At 76.3% G+C, this 18,795-nt stretch carries 10 protein-coding genes; 8 read left to right on the forward strand and 2 right to left on the reverse strand.

The annotated features are described in order from the left end of the window. Positions 1 to 36: 36 nt before the first annotated feature. Both ACGFIZ_RS11045 and ACGFIZ_RS11050 read left to right on the forward strand, forming a co-directional pair. The gene (locus ACGFIZ_RS11045; protein WP_393418052.1) at positions 37 to 1,131 is read left to right on the forward strand and encodes a ferredoxin reductase; all 1,095 of its coding nucleotides are present in this window, start codon (positions 37 to 39) and stop codon (positions 1,129 to 1,131) included. 14 nt (positions 1,132 to 1,145) lie between these two features. Continuing rightward, positions 1,146 to 2,288 (forward strand): fatty acid desaturase family protein, encoded by a 1,143-nt coding sequence (locus ACGFIZ_RS11050; RefSeq protein ID WP_393418054.1) that lies wholly within the window; start codon positions 1,146 to 1,148, stop codon positions 2,286 to 2,288. 53 nt (positions 2,289 to 2,341) lie between these two features. On the opposite strand, the gene ACGFIZ_RS11055 is transcribed toward ACGFIZ_RS11050, so the two are convergent. Then, a complete protein-coding gene (locus ACGFIZ_RS11055; protein WP_393418056.1) occupies positions 2,342 to 3,055 on the reverse strand; it encodes a spermidine synthase in 714 nt (237 codons plus the stop codon). 329 nt (positions 3,056 to 3,384) lie between these two features. Here ACGFIZ_RS11055 and eccB point away from each other — a divergent pair, with 329 nt between their 5' ends. Beyond that, positions 3,385 to 4,776 (forward strand): type VII secretion protein EccB, encoded by a 1,392-nt coding sequence (gene eccB, locus ACGFIZ_RS11060; protein ID WP_393418058.1) that lies wholly within the window; start codon positions 3,385 to 3,387, stop codon positions 4,774 to 4,776. 49 nt (positions 4,777 to 4,825) lie between these two features. On the opposite strand, the gene ACGFIZ_RS11065 is transcribed toward eccB, so the two are convergent. Further along, positions 4,826 to 5,434, reverse strand: a complete 609-nt coding sequence (locus ACGFIZ_RS11065; RefSeq protein WP_393418060.1) for a class I SAM-dependent methyltransferase — start codon at positions 5,432 to 5,434, stop codon at positions 4,826 to 4,828. Positions 5,435 to 5,579: 145 nt separating this feature from the next. Here ACGFIZ_RS11065 and ACGFIZ_RS11070 point away from each other — a divergent pair, with 145 nt between their 5' ends. The 5 genes from ACGFIZ_RS11070 to ACGFIZ_RS11090 all read left to right on the forward strand — a co-directional run bounded on the left by ACGFIZ_RS11070 (position 5,580) and on the right by ACGFIZ_RS11090 (position 18,781). After that, positions 5,580 to 6,026, forward strand: coding sequence for a DUF2267 domain-containing protein (locus ACGFIZ_RS11070; RefSeq protein WP_393418062.1), 447 nt, complete (start codon positions 5,580 to 5,582; stop codon positions 6,024 to 6,026). 332 nt (positions 6,027 to 6,358) lie between these two features. Then, positions 6,359 to 9,835: an AMP-binding protein gene (locus ACGFIZ_RS11075; protein WP_393418064.1), complete on the forward strand. Its 3,477-nt coding sequence runs from the start codon at positions 6,359 to 6,361 to the stop codon at positions 9,833 to 9,835. After that, positions 9,832 to 12,969 carry a thioesterase domain-containing protein gene (locus ACGFIZ_RS11080; protein WP_393418066.1) on the forward strand — a complete coding sequence of 1,046 codons (3,138 nt, stop codon included), beginning with the start codon at positions 9,832 to 9,834 and terminating at the stop codon, positions 12,967 to 12,969. The genes ACGFIZ_RS11075 and ACGFIZ_RS11080 overlap by 4 nt, the downstream gene beginning before the upstream one ends. Continuing rightward, positions 12,951 to 15,275, forward strand: a complete 2,325-nt coding sequence (locus ACGFIZ_RS11085) for a lantibiotic dehydratase (RefSeq protein WP_393418068.1) — start codon at positions 12,951 to 12,953, stop codon at positions 15,273 to 15,275. The genes ACGFIZ_RS11080 and ACGFIZ_RS11085 overlap by 19 nt, the downstream gene beginning before the upstream one ends. A 5-nt stretch (positions 15,276 to 15,280) precedes the next feature. Further along, the gene (locus tag ACGFIZ_RS11090) at positions 15,281 to 18,781 is read left to right on the forward strand and encodes an amino acid adenylation domain-containing protein (RefSeq protein WP_393418272.1); all 3,501 of its coding nucleotides are present in this window, start codon (positions 15,281 to 15,283) and stop codon (positions 18,779 to 18,781) included. The last annotated feature ends 14 nt before the right edge of the window (positions 18,782 to 18,795 follow it).

Here is an 18,795-nt window from a genome sequence, read left to right on the forward strand (position 1 = left end):
CAAGATGTTATGCGACAACGCCGCCACCCTGGTCATATGACCACCACCGTCCCGCGTCCGCCCGGCGAAAAAGTCACACTTCGGGACAGGCTGCTCCGGCTCGCCGAGACGGTCACCACGCCGGTGCTGCCCGGGGACTACCTCGACATGGTCGCCCCGCTGCGCACCGGGGCCGCCCTGCGCGGGCGGATCGTCGACGTCCGCCCGGAGACGCGGGACGCGGCCACCGTGGCCATCCGGCCGGGCCGCGGCTGGCGCGGGCACACCCCCGGGCAGTACGCCCGCCTGGGTGTCGACGTCGACGGGGTGCGGCAGTGGCGGACGTACTCGCTCACCTCGGCCCCGGGCCGCGCCGACAGGCTGATCACGGTCACCGTGAAGGCGATCCCGGACGGCCGGGTCAGCGACCACCTGGTCCGCCGGATCCGGCCGGGCACCCTCGTCCAGCTCGACCAGGCCGAGGGGGACTTCGTCCTGCCCGCCGCGGTCCCGGAGCGGGTCCTGTTCGTCACCGCCGGCAGCGGGATCACCCCGGTCATGGGGATGCTGCGCTCCGGCGCGCTCGCCGCGGCGGACGTCGTGCTGGTGCACTCCGCGCCGACCCCCGACGACGTGATCTTCGCCGAGGAGCTGCGCGGGCTGGCCGCGCGCGGCGCGATCCGTTTGGTGGCACGGCACACCGACACCGACGGCCGGCTGGGCGTGGCGGAGCTGGCCGGCCTGGTGCCCGACCATCTGGAGCGGCAGACCTGGGCGTGCGGGCCCGGCGGCCTGCTGGACGCGGTCGAGCGGCACTGGGCCGCCCAGGGGGTGGCCGGCCGGCTGCACACCGAGCGGTTCCGGCCGACGGTGATCTCGCCCGGGGCGGGCGGCTCCGTCACGTTCACCAGGGCCGGGGTGACGGTCCAGGCCGACGGCGGCACCGCCCTGCTCGACGCGGGCGAGGGCGCGGGGGTGCTCATGCCGTCCGGGTGCCGGATGGGCATCTGCTTCGGCTGCGTGGTGCCGCTGCGCCAGGGCGCGGTCCGGGACCTGCGCAACGGGGAGATCACCACCGCCCTACCCGGCGACGGCGTGCTCGTCCAGACCTGCGTGTCGGCGGCGGCCGGCACCTGCGACATCGACCTCTGACAGGAGAACCGCGCGTGACCGCGATCCAGAAGAAGCCCGGCAACCAGATCGCCCACCTCACCGCCGAGGACATCGAGAACCTGGGCCGGGAGCTGGACGCCATCCGCGAACGGGTGATCGCCAGCCGGGGCGAGCGCGACGCGAGGTACATCCGTCGGGTCATCTCCACCCAGCGCAAGCTGGAGCTGGGCAGTCGCGCGGTGCTGCTGTTCTCGCTCTTCCCGCCGGCCTGGGTGGTCGGCACCGCCGGCCTCGCGGTGGCCAAGATCCTGGAGAACATGGAGATCGGCCACAACGTCCTGCACGGCCAGTGGGACTGGATGCGCGACCCGAAGATCCACTCGACCACCTGGGACTGGGACCACGTCTCCCCGCCGGAGCAGTGGAAGCGCTCGCACAACGAGCTGCACCACCGGTACACCAACGTGCTCGGCAAGGACAACGACCTCGGGTACGGCATCATGCGCGTCGACGAGGACCAGCCGTGGCACCCCGTGCACCTGGGGCAGCCGCTGTGGAACCTCATCAACGCCTGCTTCTTCGAGTACGGCATCGCCGCGTACGACCTGGAGCTGGGCGAGAACCTGCGCGACGGCCGGCACAAGCGCCCCGAGTTCCGGGCCCGGGTGCGGGCGGTCGGCCGCAAGATCCGTAAGCAGGTGCTCAAGGACTACGTCGTGCACCCGCTGCTGTCCGGCCCGTCGTTCCTCAGCACCCTCGCGGCGACGTTCACCGCCAACCTGATCCGCAACCTGTGGAGCCACTCGGTGATCATGTGCGGGCACTTCCCGGAGGGCGTGGAAACCTTCGAGAAGACGTCCATCGAGGGGGAGACCCGGGGCGAGTGGTACCTGCGGCAGATGCTCGGCTCGGCCAACATCAGCGGCCCCCGGCTCCTGCACATCATGACCGGGAACCTGTCGTTCCAGATCGAGCACCACCTCTTCCCCGACCTGCCGAGCAACCGCTACCAGGAGATCGCGCCGGAGGTACGGGCACTGTTCGCCAGGTACGGGCTGACGTACACCACCGGTCCCCTGCCCAGGCAGGTCGCCTCCGCGTGGTGGAAGGTCATCCGGCTGTCGCTGCCCAACCGCTCGACGCCGGCCCCGCGCCCCGCCGACGACCTGCCGGTCCCCGCGCTGGCCGACGCGTAGCGCCCACCGTCCCTTGGGGTGGGCCCCTCCTCTCACGGAGGAGGGGCCCTTCCTCATCGGCGGGCGACGTAGACCGTGTTGGCGCACTCGCGGCGCTGCAGCGGGTTGGGGAACCGGACGACGTGGGCCAGCGACGTCGGGAACACCCCGGTGAGCACCCGCTGGAACTCGGTGTCCGGCGGGTCGTTGGACCACAGCGCGAAGACGCCGTCCGGGTGCAGGTGGTCGGCGAGCCGGCGCAGGCCCTCGGCGGTGTAGAACGGCGCGTGGCTGGGGTGCAGCAGGTGCCGGGGGGAGTGGTCCACGTCCAGCAGGACCGCGTGGAAGCGCCGTCCCGGCTCGTCCGGGTCGAGGCCCGTCCCGTCCTGGACCGCCGCGAAGAAGTCCGCCCGGACGAAGCGGGTGCGCGGGTCGGCGGCCAGCCCGTCCGCGAACGGCAGCAGGCCCCGCCGGTGCCAGTCGATGACGTCCTCGATCGCCTCCACCACCAGCAGGGACCGCACCCGGGGATCCTCCAGTGCGGTGCGGGCGGTGTACCCGAGGCCGAGGCCGCCGACCACCACGTCGAGGGCCTCGCCGCCCAGCGGCGCCAGCCCCAGCCGGGCCAGCTCGATCTCCGCGACCGGGAAGAGGCTGGACATCAGGAACTCGTCGTCGAGCTTGACCTCGTACACCTCGCGGTCCAGCGCGGGGTCGTGCCGCCGGCGCAGGCTGATCTCCCCGATCGGGGTCTCCCGCCAGGCCAGTTCCTCGAATCGTACGCCCACGGGATCCTCACTTCGGGCCGGGTCCGTGCGGATGTTACCGCCCGCGCCGGCCCGGACGCCGGAACACCGCGCACCCGGTACGCATCCCGCTGCGGTCCGGGGCATCCCGGCCGCGCGCCGCCCCGTCCCACCCGGTTGATCATGGAGTTGGCGGTCCGTTCGGCGATCAATTTCGCCGTCAACCCCATGATCATCGGGGCGGGACCGGGGGCGGGACGGGAGCGGGGGTGGGGGTGGGGGTGGGGTGGGCTGGGGTGGTGACGGAGGGTCTCCCGGGGATCGACGGAACGCCTATCCTGTGCCCCGACCGATCCGTCGGAGGGGACCGCATGCCGTCGCGGCAGGACCAGTTGCACTCGTACCAGTTCACCGTCCAGCGGGCCGTCGCCGCCCTGGTGATGCGGGAGACCGACCCGGCCCGGTCGCCGTTCCGCCGGCTCGCCGGGGCGGGGCTGGCCAGCGTGCTGGTCGCCGCGATCGCCCTCGGCGGCTTCGCCCTGTACGGGCTGTTCGCCGGCGGCGGCACCAAGTGGCGCGATCCCGGCGCGGTGATCGTGGAGAAGGAGTCCGGCGCCCGGTTCGTCTACCGGGACGGCAGCCTGCACCCGGTGCTCAACTACGCCTCCGCGCTGCTGATCATCGGCGCCGAGCAGCCGCGGACCGTGCTGGTCTCCCGCCGCTCGATCGAGGGGGTGCCGCGCGGGCTGCCGCTGGGCATCGCCGACGCGCCGGACTCGCTGCCGGACCGGGGCCGCCTGTCGACCGCGCCGTGGACGGTCTGCTCCGTCGTCACGGGCGAGGGCGGGCGATCCGTACCCCGGTCGGCGCTGCTGATCGGGGTGGCCGCGACCGGCGGACGCGACCCGGGCGACGACGGGTTCCTGCTGCGGCACCCCGACGGCAGCCTGCACCTGGTCTGGCACGGTCGACGCCACCTGCTGCGCGACCCGGGCCGGGTGCTCGCGGCGCTGGCGGCCACCCGGCAGCGCGCGGTGCCGGCCGCGTCGGCCCTGGTCGACAGCTTTCCGGCCGGCGCCGACCTCGCCCCGCTGGACCTGCCCGACCTCGGGCGCCCCTCGGCGCGGGTGTCCGGCGCGGTGATCGGCGAGGTCTTCCTCGTGCGCAACTCCGGTGGCGGCCGGCAGTACGCGGTCGCCCTGGCCGGGGGTCTCGCCGGCATCACCGAGTTGCAGGCCGGCCTGCTGCTCGCCCGCACCGGCCAGGGCGAGCCGGAGACGATGACCCTCGGCCGGTTCGCCGCCCTGCCCAAGTTGCCCGACCTGGCGCCCACCGGGCCGGCCGCCCCGCCGCCCGGCCCGCCCCGGCTGGCCGCCCCGGACGGCGGGGCGCTCTGCGCCCGGGTCGGCGACGACGGCGGGGTGCGCGAGGTCCGGCTGGGCGCCGCCGTGCCCGACCTGTCCGGCAGTCCCCGCGGCACGGGCGTGGCGGCCGGCGGCGCGGCGCTGGCCGACCACGTCGTCGTCGAGCCGGGGCGCGGCGCGGTGGTCGAGTCGTCCGCCGCACCGGGGGCCACCGGTGGCACGGTCTCCGTGGTCACCGACCTCGGCCGGCGGTACGCGTTGGCCGACGTCGAGGTGCTCGGCATGCTCGGTTACCGGAACGTGCGGCCCGTCCGGCTGCCCGCCGGCCTGGTGAGCCTGGTGCCCGCCGGTAGTCCGCTCGATCCGGCCGCCGCCCGGGCGGTCGCCACCCCCGGCTGAACGGTCGCGGGTGACCGTGGCGGCCGGGCAGACGGGCCCACCGCTGCGCTCAGCCGGCGGCCGGGCGGCGCAGGACGGTGACGGCGAAGTCGGCGTCGTCCCGCCACGGGCGCAGATCCCAGGTGGCGAAGCGGTGGTCCAGACGTAGCCCGGCGGCCACCGCGTCGGCGTCGAAGTCGGTGAGCGGGTAGCCCCGGTCGGTGCCGAACCCGACCGCCACCACGCCGTCGGGGCGCAGGTGGGCGGCGACGCGACGGAGCACCTGCCGCTCCGTGCCGGGTGCGACGAACGCCATCACGTTGCCGGCCACCACGGCCGCGTCGAACGGCTCGGGCTCGCCGGCCGCCGCGAGGTCCAGCTCGGCCAGGTCGCCGACCAGCCAGCGTGCGCCCGGGTGGTCGGCGCGGGCCGCCTCGACCAGCGCCGGGTCGGCGTCCACCCCCACGACCGTGTGACCACGGGCGGCGAGGACGGCGCCGACCCGCCCGGTGCCGCAGCCCGCGTCGAGGATCCGCGAGCCCGGGGCGACCAGCGCGTCCAGCAGCCGGGCCTCGCCGGCCAGGTCGGCGCCCTCGGCCGCCAGCCGCCGGAACCGGTCGATGTACCACTGCGAGTGCTCCGGGCCGGTGTCGGTGGCCCAGCGGGTCGGGTTCGCCATGCGCCCACGCTATCCGCCGTCGGCCGGCGGCTCGGCCGGGCCCGCGGGAAGGCGCCGCGTCCAGCCGGCACCGCTCCGGCGAGCCGGCCGTTTGCCGGTGCCGGCGTCGGGTAAGCGCCGGGCCGGTGTGAGGACGGGAGGACGGGTGCTGTTTCCCCGCTTCGTCGACGCGGTGTCCCGGCGGGCCGGCATCACCGTGGCCCAGGCCGCCGCGGTGACCGGGGCGGTGCTGCGGACGATGGCCGAGCGGGTCGACGGCGACCCGTCGGGAGAGGACGGCCGGCCGCTGCCCGAGCGGGTCGGCGGCCATTCGTCGGGAGAGGACGGCCGGCCGCTGCCCGAGCGGGTCGGCGGCTACCTGGTCGACCCGGCGGAGCCCGCCGGCCCGGCCGGTGCCGCCGACGACGACTTCCTGGCCCGGGTCGGGGCGCGGGCGGGGGTCGACGCGGCGACCGCCCGGGACGGGACGGAGGCGGTGTTCGCGACGCTGCGCGCGGCGGTCACCGTGCAGGAGTTCCGGCAGCTGGTGGCCCGGATGCCGCGCGGTGAGACCGGCGCCGGCGGGGCGGACCCGCCACCGTACGATGGCTGACGCGCCCGCCGGGCAGAGTCCTTCCTGAGCTGCCGTTCAACACCGGCTACATAGGAAAAACCCCGGCCGTTGGGCACTTTCACCGGAAAACTTACTTGACGGTAGCGCCCTAGGTTGAAACTCCTCTAGGCGCTAGGGGGATGATCGGACGATTTTCGCCGTCCGACGTCGGAGGGGTCGTTCGGCTCTTCGGCCCGACCTTTGATCGACGATCTTCCCAGCCAGGGATCCAGCCCTATGCTGCATCCATTGTGAAGTCCTGGGGGGGATCGTGAACACGTTAGACGGATGTCGGGTGCCGGCCGGCGGTGTGGCGTATCCCCTCCCCTGACATGGCGACGCACACGATCATCCATCGGTTCGCCGACCTGGCGGCCACGATTCCGCACCGACCGGCCCTGCTCGGCGCGGGCCCCGCGGTCGGCTACGCGGAACTCGCCTCCGCCGCCGGGGGACACGCCGCCCTGCTCGCCGCCGCCGGCGTCCGCCCCGGTGACCGGGTCGCCCTGCTGACGCCGCACGGTGCGCCCACGGTCGCGGCGATCCTCGGCACCCTCGCCGCCGGCTGCGCGTACGTGCCACTGGACCCCGGGTTCCCGGTCGACCGGCTGCGCCACATGGTCGCCGCCGCCGACGCGCGGACCGTGCTGGCCGCCCCGGAACACCGCGAGCTGGCCGACCGGCTGACCGTCGACCGTCCCGGCGCCGACGTCGTCGTGCTCGACCAGGTGCCCCCGGCGCCGCTGCGCCCCGTCCCGGTGGACCCGGACGCGCTGGCGTACGTGCTGTTCACCTCCGGCTCGACGGGCGTGCCGAAGGCGGTCGGGCAGACCCACCGCAACCTCGCGCACGTCGTCGACAACCAGATCGCCGCCCTGTCCATCGGCCCGGACGACCGGCTCAGCCTGCTCGCCTCGTTCAGTTTCGACGCGGCCATCCCCGACCTGTACCCGGCCCTGCTCACCGGCGCCGCCGCCATCCCGGTCGACCTGCGCCGGCACGGGCTCGCCCACGCCCTCGACCTGCTCGTGCGGCACGGGGTCACCGTCTACCACTCCACCCCGACCGTCTACCGGTTCCTGCTCGACGCCCTCGGCGAGGCGCGGCTGGACACCGTCCGGGTGGTGCTGCTCGGCGGGGAGCAGGCCACGTTCGCCGACGCCGCCCGGGGCCGCGACCGGTTCGGCCCCGACTGGGTGCTGGTCAACGGCTACGGCGCCACCGAGATGACGTTCGCCGCCCGGTACGCGGTGCCGCTGGCCGACGCCGACCCGGCCGCCACCGGCCCGCTGCCGATCGGCACCGCGCTGCCCGGGTACGAGGTGGACCTCGCCGGCGACACCGGCGAGATCGTGGTCCGCGGCCGGCACGTCGCCCCCGGCTACCTCGACCGCGCCGACGACCGGTTCGCCCGGGAGGCCGACGGGGTCTGGTCGTACCGGACCGGGGACCTCGGCGCGCGGCTGCCCGGCGGCGAACTGGTCTGCCTCGGCCGGCTGGACCGCCAGGTCAAGGTGCGCGGGTTCCGCGTCGAGCTGACCGAGATCGAGGCCGTCCTCGCCGCGCAGCCCGGCGTCGGGGCCGTACGCGCCATCGCCCGCGACGGCGAGCTGCTCGCGTACGCCCGGCCGGCCGGCGGGGCGCTCGACCCGGCGGCCCTGCGCGTCGCCCTCGCCCGGCGGCTGCCGGAGTACGCCCTGCCCCGGGCCGTCGTGGTGGTCGACGAGTTCCCGCTCACCGTCACCGGCAAGGTCGACGAGCGGGCGTTGCCCGACCCGGCCCCCGAGGTGGCGCCGGGGGAGGAGCCGGCCACCGCGACCGAGCGGGCCGTGCACGACATCTGGTGCGCGGTGCTGGGCCGTCCGGCGGTCGCCCGCACGGCCAGCTTCTTCGACGTCGGCGGGCAGTCGCTGCTGCTCGGCGTGGTGCAGCAGCGGCTCGCCGACCGGTTCGGCGTGCGGCTGCCGATGGTGCGGCTGTTCGAGAACCCCACGGTCGCCGCGCAGGCCCGCCTGGTCGACGCCCCGCCGGTGGCCCAGCGCGCCCCGGTCGGGCCGGCCCCGGCCGCCCCCGCCACCGCCGCCCGCGAGTACACCGGCGACGAGATCGCCGTGGTCGGCCTCGCCGGCCGCTTCCCCGGCGCCCCCGACGTGGCGACGTTCTGGTGGAACCTGCTGGCCGGCGTGGACGCGATCCACGACCACACCCAGGAGGAACTGGTTGCCCTGGGCATCGGCCCCCGGCTGCTCGCCGACCCCCGGCACGTGCGGGCCGCCGGCCGGCTCGACGACGTGGCCGGCTTCGACGCCGAGTTCTTCGCCTTCGGCGAGCAGGAGGCCGCCCGCACCGACCCGCAGCACCGGCTGTTCCTGGAGACCGCGTGGGAGGCCCTGGAGGACGCCGGGCACGACCCGTCCCGGTTCCCCGGGCTGGTCGGCGTCTACGCGGCGGCCTCCGCCAACCGGTACTTCCTGTTCCACCTCATGGACAACCCGGCCGTGGTCGGCGACGTCGACCCGGACGACTGGGAGGCCCGGCTGGTCGGCCGGCAGGCCACCGACCACCTGCCCGGCCAGGTCGCGTACCGGCTCGGGCTCACCGGCCCGGCCATGTCCGTGCAGACGGCCTGCTCCAGTTCCCTGACCGCCGTCTGCGTCGCCGCGCAGAGCCTCGCCGACTACCAGTGCGACATCGCCCTGGCCGGCGGGGTCAACGTGACCTGGCCCCGGTACCGGCACACCCCGGGCGGGCTGGCCTCCCCGGACGGGCGGTGCCGCGCGTTCGACGAGGCCGCCAACGGCTCCGGCTTCGGCTCGGGCGTCGGGGTGGTGGCGCTGCGCCGGCTCGCCGACGCGCAGGCCGACGGGGACCGGATCTACGCGATCCTGCCCGGCTGGGCGGTCACCAACGACGGCGCCGACCGGGCCGGCTTCGCGGTGCCCGGCCCGGCCGGGCAGGCCGCCGCCGTGGCCGGCGCGCTCGCCGCCGCCGAGGTGGACCCCGGCGAGGTCCGGTTCATCGAGGCGCACGGCAGCGGCACCCCGCTGGGCGACGCCCTGGAGGTCGCGGCCCTGCACGAGGTGTACGAGGGCGCGGCGCCCGCCGAGTCCTGCGCGCTGGGGTCGGTGAAGACCAACATCGGCCACCTCGACGCCGCCGCCGGCATCGCCGGGCTGATCAAGGCGGTGCTCGCCGTGCAGCACGGCGTCATCCCGCCCAACCTGCACTTCACCCGGCCGCACCCGGAGATCGACCTCGACGCCGGCCCGTTCTACGTGCCGACGAAGGCCCGGGACTGGCCCGAGGGCGCCCGGCGGGTGGCCGGGGTCAGCTCGTTCGGGCTCGGCGGGACGAACGCGCACGTGGTGGTCGAGCAGCCGCCGCCGGCGGAGCCGGTCGACGCCCCGGACGCCGCGGCCCACCTGCTGCCGGTGTCGGCGCGCACCCCGGCGGCGCTGCGGGCGGCGCTGGCCCGGCTGCGCCGGCACCTGGCGGGTGCCGCCCCGGCGCTGGCCGAGGTGGCCGCCACCCTCGCGCTCGGCCGCCGGGAGTTCGGCTGCCGGGCGGCCGTCGTCGCCGCCGACCTCGCCGAGGCCCTCGCAAGGCTGGACGCCCTGCTGGAGGGCGGCGAGCGGATCGCCGGCCCGCCCGGCGAGCTGCGGGACCTGGCCGCCGACTGGGTGGCCGGCCGGGACGTCGACTGGGCGGCCCTGCATCCCGAGGGCGGCTTCCGGCGCACCGGGCTGCCCACCTATCCGTTCCAGCGCCAGCGGTACTGGATCGACCCCCACCAGAGAGGTCTGCGGTGAACTGGTTCGTCTCCGCCGGAAAGTGCCCCGAGGCGCCGGTGCGGTTGTTCTGCCTTCCGTACGCCGGGGGCGGGGCGAGCGTGTTCCGGCACTGGCAGCGGGAGCTCGGCACCGACGTCGAGGTGCTGCCGGTGCAGCTGCCCGGCCGGGAGAACCGGATCGGCGAGGACCCGAACTTCACCGTTGCCGACGTCGCCGCCGCGATCGCCGACCGGGCCGACCGTCCGTACGCCATCTACGGGCACTCGATGGGCGGGCGCGTCGGGTTCGAGGTCGTCCGCGAGCTGCGCCGGCTCGGGCGGCAGCTGCCGCTGCGGCTGTACGTCGGCGGCGCCCGCGCCCCCCACGTCGACGACAAGAGCCTCTTCGACGGGCTGTCCACGGTGGACGACGACGAGCTGCTGCGCCGGCTCGGCGAGGGCGGCGGGCTGCCCGCCGAGGTGCTGAACCACCCGGAGCTGGTGGAGCTGCTGCTGCCGCTGCTGCGCGCCGACTTCGGCCGCGTCGACAGCTACCGGTACGTCCCCGGCGAGCCGCTGCCGCTGCCGATCGTGGTCTTCAGCGGCCGGCAGGACCGGGCGGTCAGCCGCGCGCAGAGCGCGGCCTGGGGGCGGCACACCGCCGCCGGGTTCGCCCTGCACGACATCGACGGCGGACACTTCTTCCTGCACGACCAGCTCCCCGAGGTGGCCGCCGCGATCCGCGCCGACCTCGCCGCCGCCCTGGCGTCCGACGGGTCGCCTGTTTCCGTTGATCAAGAGGTTTGCGTCGGGGAAACGCACTCGTCTGACGCAAACCTCTTGATCAACACGCCCGGGCCGGGCGGGCACCGGGTCCCGCTGGGCGACACCGGCTGGTCGGTGTGGCGTGATGCCATCCTGCGTGGGACCGGGTTTCCGGCCGACGGGCTCACCGCGCTCAGCGCCCCGCAGGCCGCGGCCGCCGCCGACGAGCTGCTCGCCACCGGTGAGGGCGCCGAACGGTTCGACAAGGAGTTCACCGAGGCGGTGACCGCCGCCGCCGGTCGGCTCTCCGCCCTGGCCGCCGACCCGCTGCTGCGCGAGGCCGTCACCTGGCAGAACCGCAACGCCCTGCTCGCCCTCGACGGGCTGGCCCGCGGCGGCGCCGACGCGCCGCGCAACGTGCGCCGCCGCGACCGCGAGCGGGCCCTGCTCAAGTACTGGCAGCGCTACTGCGGCAAGAACGAGACGGTCGGCTTCTTCGGGCCGAGCTGCTGGGTCACCATCGACCCCGACCAGGCCGAGACCGCCCGGGTGCGCACCGGCGCCGGGCTGACCCGCCGACGCTGGGTGTGGTTCGAGTCGTGGGCGCTGTCCGCGTACGCCGACACGATCGGCGCCGACCTGGCGGTGCGGCAGTGGTGGCCGCCGATGCTCCAGCCCCACCTGAGCCTGCGGGACCGGTCCGTGCTGCGGCCCGGCCGCCCGCCGGTCACGCTCACCCCGGTCGAGGCGGCCCTGCTCGCCGCCGCCGACGGCCACCGCCCGGCCCGCGACCTGGTCGCCGACCCCGCCGTCGGGCTGCGCCGGCCCGAGGACGGGTACGCCCTGCTGGAGCGGCTGGTCGAGCGGGAGCTGATCACCTGGGACGCGGCCCTGCCGGTCAGCCCGGACGCCGAGGACGTGCTGGCGGCCCGGATCGACGGCATCGCAGACGAGCCCGTCCGGCGGGCCGCGCGGGCCGGGTTCGACCGGCTGCGCGCCGCCCGGGACGAGGTGGCCGCCGCGGCCGGCGACCCGGAGCGGCTGCGCGCCGCGCTCGACCGGCTCGACGCGACCTTCACCGAGCTGACCGGCCAGCCGCCCCGCCGCCGCGAGGGCCAGATGTACGCCGGCCGCACCCTCTGCTACGAGGACACCAGCCGGGACCTCGACATCGTCTTCGGCGCCCCGCTGCTGGCCGAGCTGGCCGCCCCCCTCGCGGTGCTGCTGCGGGCCGCCCGGTGGCTGGCCGGCGCGCTGGAGGAGGCGTACGGCGCCGCGTTCCGCGAGCTGTACGACGAGCTGCGCGCCGAGGCCGGGGACGGCCCGGTCTCGCTGGCCGACCTGTGGTTCCTCGCCCAGGGCATGTTCTGGGGCACCGGCGAGCGGCCCGTCGACGGCGTCGCCGCCGAGTTCGCCGCCCGCTGGGCGGGCCTGTTCGGCCTGGCCGACCTGCCCGCCGGCGCCACCGAGGTGCGGCTGCCGGTCGCCGAGCTGGCCGAGCGGGTCGCCGCGGCCTTCCCGACCGGTCCCACCGACTGGTCCGGCGGCCGGCTGCACAGCCCGGACCTGCAGATCTGCGCCCCCGACGTGGACGCGCTGACGCGTGGTGACTACACGGTCGTGCTCGGCGAGCTGCACGCCGGCTGGCCGTCGTTCGACTGCCAGGTGTTCACCCCGTCGCACCCCGACGTCGAGCGGCTGCGCGCGGGGCTCGCCGACGACCTGGGCGAGCGGCGGGTGCGGCTGCTGTTCCCCGCCGACTGGCCCCGGCGCACCAGCCGCACCGCCGAGGCGCTCACCGGCCCGACGGACCTTCAGCTGGCCTTCCTGCCGGCGCCGGGCGCCGACCCGGACCGGGTCCTGCCGACCGTCGACGTCACCGTCGACGACGCCGACGGCCGGCTCGTGGCCACCGCCCGGGACGGGCAGCGGTGGCCGCTGACCGAGGTTTTCTCCGGACTGCTCGCCGCCCACGCGGTCGACGGGTTCAAGCTGGTCGCCGCCGCCCCGTACACGCCCCGGATCACCCTGGACCGGCTGGTGGTGGCGCGGCAGACCTGGCGTACCACGGTGGGGGAGTGCGGCCTGGCCGACGTCACCGTCGAGCGGGACCGGTTCCTCGCCGTCCGCCGCTGGCGGCGCGAGCTGGGCCTGCCCGAGCAGGTGTACGTCAAGCTCGGCACCGAGACCAAGCCCTGCTTCGTCGACCTGAGCAGCCCCGCGTACGCGGCGATGTTCTGCGCGATGGTCCGGGCGGCCCGCGGCGACGGCGGGGACGGGGTGTCGCTGGTCGTCAGCGAGATGCTGCCGACACCCGGGCAGGCCTGGGTGCCCGACGGCACCGGCCGGCGCTACTTCAGCGAGCTGCGGCTGCACATCGTCGACGAGGAATGGCGGGCCGACCGGTGAGCCACCTGCTGCCGCTGGGCGACACCGGCTGGTCGGTGTGGCGGGACGTGCTGCTGCGCACGGCCGGCTTCCCCGCCGCGGGCCTCGACCGGTTCGCCGCGCCGGAGGCCGCGACCGCCGCCGACGGCCTGCTGGCCGGCGAGGTCGCCGCCGAGGTGTACGACAAGACGCTCACCGCCGCCTTCGCCCGCTCGTCGGCCGCGCTCGGGGAGATCTGCGCCGACCCGCTGCTGCGCGAGGCGGTCACCTGGCAGAACCCCGACATGCTGGTCGCCCTCGACGGGCTGCTGCGCACCGACCCGGCCGCCCGGAACAAGCCCCGCCGCAAGCGGGAGATCGCCGTGCTGCGCTACTGGCAGCGATACTGCGGCAAGGCCGAGACCATCGGGTTCTTCGGGCCGGTCTGCTGGGGCGTGTTCGACCCGGACAGCCCGGCGACCCGGCTGGCTGCCGGGCCCGACCTGGTCGACCGCCGTCAGGTCCACTTCGAGGCGTGGGCGCTCATGGCGTACGCCGACCGGCTCGCCGACGACCTGGCGGTGCGCCGCTGGTGGGCCCCGGCGCTGCCGCCCCACCTCACCGTCGAGGGCCGCCGGCTGCGCCGGCCGCTGCACCCGCCCGTCGAGCTGTCCGTGCTGGAGGCCCGGTTGCTGGCCGGCTGCGACGGCCGTACCCCCGCCCAGGAGCTGGTGGAGCGGGTCCGCGCCGACGGCGACACCGGCCTGCGCGGCACCGCCGACGGGTTCCTGCTGCTGGACCGGCTGGTCGAGCGGGGCCTGCTGACGTGGGACGCCGGCCTGCCCAACAGCCCGCGCGCGGAGCGGGTGCTCGCCGAGCGGATCGCCGCGATCGGCGAGGAGACGGTGCGCGCCGAGGTGGCCGCCGGCTTCGACCGGCTCCGGGCCGCCCGGGACGCCGTGGCGGCCGCCGCCGGCGACCCCGACCGGCTGGGCGCCGCGCTGGCCGCGCTCAACGCCGAGTTCACCGCCGTCACCGGCCGGCCGGCCACCCGCCACGGCGGGCAGATGTACACCGGCCGCACCGTGCTCTACGAGGAGACCACCCGCGGGGTGGAGCTGGCGGTGGGCTCGGCGGTGCTCGACGCGCTGGCCGACCCGCTGGCCATCGTGCTGCGGGCGGCCCGCTGGCTCACCGCCGAGGTCGGCGCCGGGTGCGAGCGGATCCTCGCCGACCTGTACGCCGAGCTGTCCGCTGACGGGCCCGTGCGGCTGGCCGACGTCTGGTTCCTGTCCCAGGGGCTGCTGCTCGCCCCGGACGGCCCGGTCGCGGCCGCCGGCGCCCGGTTCACCGCCCGGTGGGCGGAGCTGTTCGGGCTCGCCGCCGTCGCCGCCGACCAGCCCGAGCTGCGGCTGCGCAGCGCCGACCTGGCCGGCCGGGCCGCCGAGCTGTTCCCTGCCGACGCGCCCGGCTGGCCGAGCGCCCGCGTGCACAGCCCGGACGTGCAGCTCGGCGCGGCCAGCGTCGACGCGCTCAACCGGGGCGAGTTCCAACTGGTCCTCGGCGAGCTGCACCCGGCGATGACGCCGTTCGACAGCGCCGTGTTCGCCCCGTTCCACCCCGACCCGCGAGCGCTGCGTGCCGCCCTCGACGCCGACCTCGGGCCGGCCCGGATGCGGGTGCTCTACCCCGAGGGCTTCCCCCGGCAGACCACCCGCACCACCTGGCACTCCCGGGAGCCGGAAGACCGCCAGCTCGGCATCGACACCGCCCGGGGCGCCGACGTGGAGCAGCTCGTCGCGGCCACCGCCGTACGCGTGGCGGACGTCGAGGGCCGGCTGACCGCGGTGCTGCCCGACGGGGCCCGGTGGCCGCTGGTCGAGATCTTCGCCTACCTGCTCGGCGCCCTGCTGCTGGACAGCTTCAAGCTGCTGGCCCCCGCCCCGACCACCCCGCGGATCACCATCGACCGGCTGGTCGTCGCCCGGCGCACCTGGCGGACCACGGTCGCCGAGAGCGGGCTGGCCGGGCTGAGCAGCGAGTCCGAGCGGTACCTCGCGGTGCGCCGCTGGCGGCAGCGGCTGAACCTGCCCGAGCGGGTCTTCGTCAAGCTCGGCACCGAGGTCAAGCCCTGCTACGTCGACCTGACCGGCCCGCTGTACGCCCAGTCGCTGTGCGCCATGGCCGACGCCGCCGCGAGGACCGGCCAGGACGTCACGCTCACGGTCAGCGAGCTGCTGCCCGCCCCGGCGGACGCCTGGGTGACCGACGCGGCGGGCCGCGGCTACGTCAGCGAGCTGCGTCTGCAGATCACCGATCCAGCCACCTACCGGGGAGAACACGGGTGACCGACATGTTGTCCATCAGCGCCGCGCACGGGGAGCCGCTGCCGTGGCCGGACGCCACCCTGGCCGACCTGATCGTCGCCCAGGCCGCGCGGACCCCGGGGGCCGTCGCCGTGCGTCAGTGGGACGACCGGCTCACCTACCGGGAGCTGGTCGGGCGGGCCGCCGGCGTCGCCGCCGCGCTGCGCGCCCGGGGTGTCGGCCGGCAGAGCCGGGTCGGGGTCTGCGGCGAGCGCCGGCCCGACATGGTCGTCACCCTGCTCGGCGTCCTGCTCGCGGGCGGCTGCTACGTGCCGCTGGAGCCGGGCGGCCCCCGGCGGCGGCTGCGCGAGATCGCCGAGGACGCCGGGGTGCGGATCGTCGTCGGCGACGCGGCCGAGGCCGAGTTCGGCGACGTGCCCGGCGTCGAGGCGGTCGGACTGCCCGGTCCGGCCCCGCTGGGGCCCTGCCCGGCCCGCCCCGGCGACCCGGCGTACGTGCTGTTCACCTCCGGCTCCACGGGACGACCCAAGGGCGTCGTGGTCAGCCACCGGTCCGTGGTCGAGTTCGCGACCGGCCTGGCGAGGGTCACCGGCGCCGACGCGGACGTCCGCGGCCTCTGCGCGTCCTCGTTCGGCTTCGACGCCGCCGTGCTGGACCTGTTCGTCCCGCTGCTGCTCGGCGGGGCCGTGCAGCTGGCCGGCGCCGACGACCGGACGGACCCGGTGCGGCTGGCGCGGTTCATCGCCGCGCACGAGGTGACCTGGGGCCTGCTCACCCCGGCGGTGCTGGCCCTGCTGGACCCGGCCGACGTGCCGGCCTGGCGGACGGTGCTCTGCGGCGGCGAGGCGGTGCCGGCCGAGCTGGCGGCCCGCTGGGCCCCCGGCCGCCGGTTCGTCAACGCGTACGGGCCGACCGAGGTGACCGTCGTGGCGCTCGCCGCCGACCTGCTCGGCACGGAGACCGACCCGGCGCCGATCGGCGTCCCACTGCCCAACCACCGGGCGTACGTGGTCGACGCCGACCTGCGGCCCGTGCCGCCGGGGGAGACCGGCGAGCTGCTCGTCGGCGGCCCCGGCCTGGCCGAGGGCTACCTGAACCGGCCCGGACTGACCGCCGAGCGGTTCGTGCCCGACCCGTTCTCCGGGCTGGCCGGGGAGCGGCTGTACCGCACCGGCGACCTGGTCACCCAGGCGCCCGACGGGCGGATCGTCTACCACGGCCGGATCGACCGGCAGGTCAAGGTCCGGGGCCAGCGGATCGAGCTGGGCGAGGTGGAGGCGGTGCTGGCCGGGCACCCGGGCGTGGACCGGGCGGCCGTGGAGGCCGTCGACGGGCCCGCCGGCATCGAGCTGGTCGCCTTCCTCACCCCGGCCGACGCCCCCGACGACGCGGCGCTGGCGGCGTACGCCGAGTCCCGGCTGACCGCCGCGATGCGGCCGGCCCGGACGGTGCGCCTGGCCGAGCTGCCCGTCAGCCCGACCACCGGAAAGCTGGACCGGCCCGCGCTGCGGGCCCTGGCCGCCGCCGCCCGCCCCGCGCCGGCCGCCGACGAGCCGGTCGACGGCGATCCCGTGACCCGGGCGGTGGCCCGGGCGTGGGCCCGGCTGCTCGGGGCGACCCCCGGCCCGGACACCGACTTCCTCGCCGCCGGCGGGAACTCCATCGCGGCGATGCGCCTGGTCGCCGCGCTGCGGGCCGAGCTGGGCCGGCACGTCGACACCCGGGACGTGTTCGCCGGGCGCACCCTGGCCGGGCTGGTGGAGCGGATCACCGCCGCCGCCCCGGACGCCGAGCACGGGCTCACCACCGGCAACCCGCCCACCCTGTCCCCGCCGCAGCGGCGGCTGTGGTTCGTCGACCAGATCGCGCCGTCCAGCGCGCCCTACAACATCGCGGTGGCCCACCGGCTGCGCGGCGACCTGGACGTTCCCGCCCTCGGCGCGGCGCTGCGGGCCGTGGCGGAACGGCACGACGTGCTGCGCTGGCGCATCCCGCAGACCGCCGGGGTGCCGTACGCGGTGTGCGAGGAGCCGACCGACGTGGCGGTGCCGGTGGTCGACCTGACCGGCGGCGCCGACCCGGAGGCGGAGCTGGCCCGGATGCTCGCCGCGGGCGCCGGGCACGCCTTCGACCTGGCCACCGGCCCGCCCTGGCAGGTCACCGTCTACCGGGTCGGCCCGGCCGCGCACGTGCTGGCGATCACCTGGCACCACGCGGTCTTCGACGGCTGGTCCGAGGCCGTGTTCTACGACGACCTCGCCGCCGCGTACGGGCAGGCCGCCGCAGGCGAGGCGCCCGGGCTGCCCGCCCTGACGGCCCGGTACGCCGACTACGCCGTCTGGCGGGCCGAGCGGGACCGGCGCCGCGGCGCCGAGGACCTCCAGTGGTGGGCCGCGCACCTGCGGGACGCGCCGATCGTGCTGGACCTGCCCCGGGACCGGCCCCGCCCGGCCGTGCAGACGTACACGGGCGCGGAGGCCGCCGTCACCCTCTCCCCGGAGACGGACCGGGCGGTGCGGGAACTGGCCGAGCGGCGCGGCACCACGGTCGCCGCCGTGCTGCTGGCCGGCTTCGGTGAGCTGCTCACCCGGCTCACCGGCGCCGACGACCACGTCGTCGGCGCGATCGTCGCCGACCGCCGGCTGTCCGCCCTCGACGACGTCGTCGGCTTCTTCATCGACACCGTTCCGGTGCGGGTGCGCACCGGCGCGGCGAGCTTCGCCGAGCTGGTCGACCGCTGCGCCGACGAACTGCACGAGGTGACCGGCCACCCCGGCGCCCCGCTGGAGAGGATCGTCGAGGCGCTCGGCGTCGGCCGGGACACGTCCCGGGCGCCGCTGGTGCAGGTGCTGTTCAACGTGCTCAACTTCGTCCAGCCCCGGCTGGCGCTGGCCGGCCTGGCCGCCGAGCCGGTGCCGGTGCCGAAGCCGGGCTCGCCGTTCGACATCACGGTCTACGTGGTCGAGCGGGCCGACCGGCTCGGCGTCGAGGTGGTCTACAACCCCGACCTGTTCGACGCCGACCGGATCGAGGCGCTGCTGGCCGACCTGGCCGGCCTGGTCGGCGCGCTGACCGCCGACCCGGCGGCGAAGGCCGCCGAGGCCGCCCCGGAGCTGCCCCGGCCGACCGTACGCACCGCCCGGCTCGGCGCGATGACCGTCGCCGCCGAGCCCGCCCGCGCGGTCGTCCTGCCGGCCGGCCCCGACGCGCTCACCGAGACCGAGGAGCTGATCGCCGGCATCTGGCGGGAGGTGCTCGAACGCGACGGTGTCGGGGTGACCGACAACTTCTTCGACATCGGCGGGCACTCCATGGCACTGGCCGCCGTGCACGCCCGGCTGATCGCCGCCACCGGCCGGTCGATCGCCATGCTCGACCTGTTCCGCCACCCCACCGTCCGGGCCCTCGCCGCGCACCTCGACGGCGCGGCCGACCGGCCGGAACTGGCCCGCGCCGCACTGCGAGCCGCCGCCCGCCGCAACCGGGCGCGACGTAACCCACCCCGCCGCCCCGGCGGCACAGCCTAGTTGACCCTGCCGCC

Source organism: Micromonospora sp. NPDC048830, from assembly GCF_043198215.1.
GTDB lineage: Bacteria > Actinomycetota > Actinomycetes > Mycobacteriales > Micromonosporaceae > Micromonospora.

Bases quoted from the DNA above. Each gene is read 5' to 3' on its own strand.
- ACGFIZ_RS11045 (WP_393418052.1), top strand. From the start codon at position 37: ATGACCACCACCGTCCCGCGTCCGCCCGGCGAAAAAGTCACACTTCGG.
- eccB (WP_393418058.1), top strand. From the start codon at position 3,385: ATGCCGTCGCGGCAGGACCAGTTGCACTCGTACCAGTTCACCGTCCAG.
- ACGFIZ_RS11065 (WP_393418060.1), bottom strand. From the start codon at position 5,434: ATGGCGAACCCGACCCGCTGGGCCACCGACACCGGCCCGGAGCACTCG.
- ACGFIZ_RS11075 (WP_393418064.1), top strand. From the start codon at position 6,359: ATGGCGACGCACACGATCATCCATCGGTTCGCCGACCTGGCGGCCACG.
- ACGFIZ_RS11085 (WP_393418068.1), top strand. From the start codon at position 12,951: ATGGCGGGCCGACCGGTGAGCCACCTGCTGCCGCTGGGCGACACCGGC.
- ACGFIZ_RS11090 (WP_393418272.1), top strand. From the start codon at position 15,281: ATGTTGTCCATCAGCGCCGCGCACGGGGAGCCGCTGCCGTGGCCGGAC.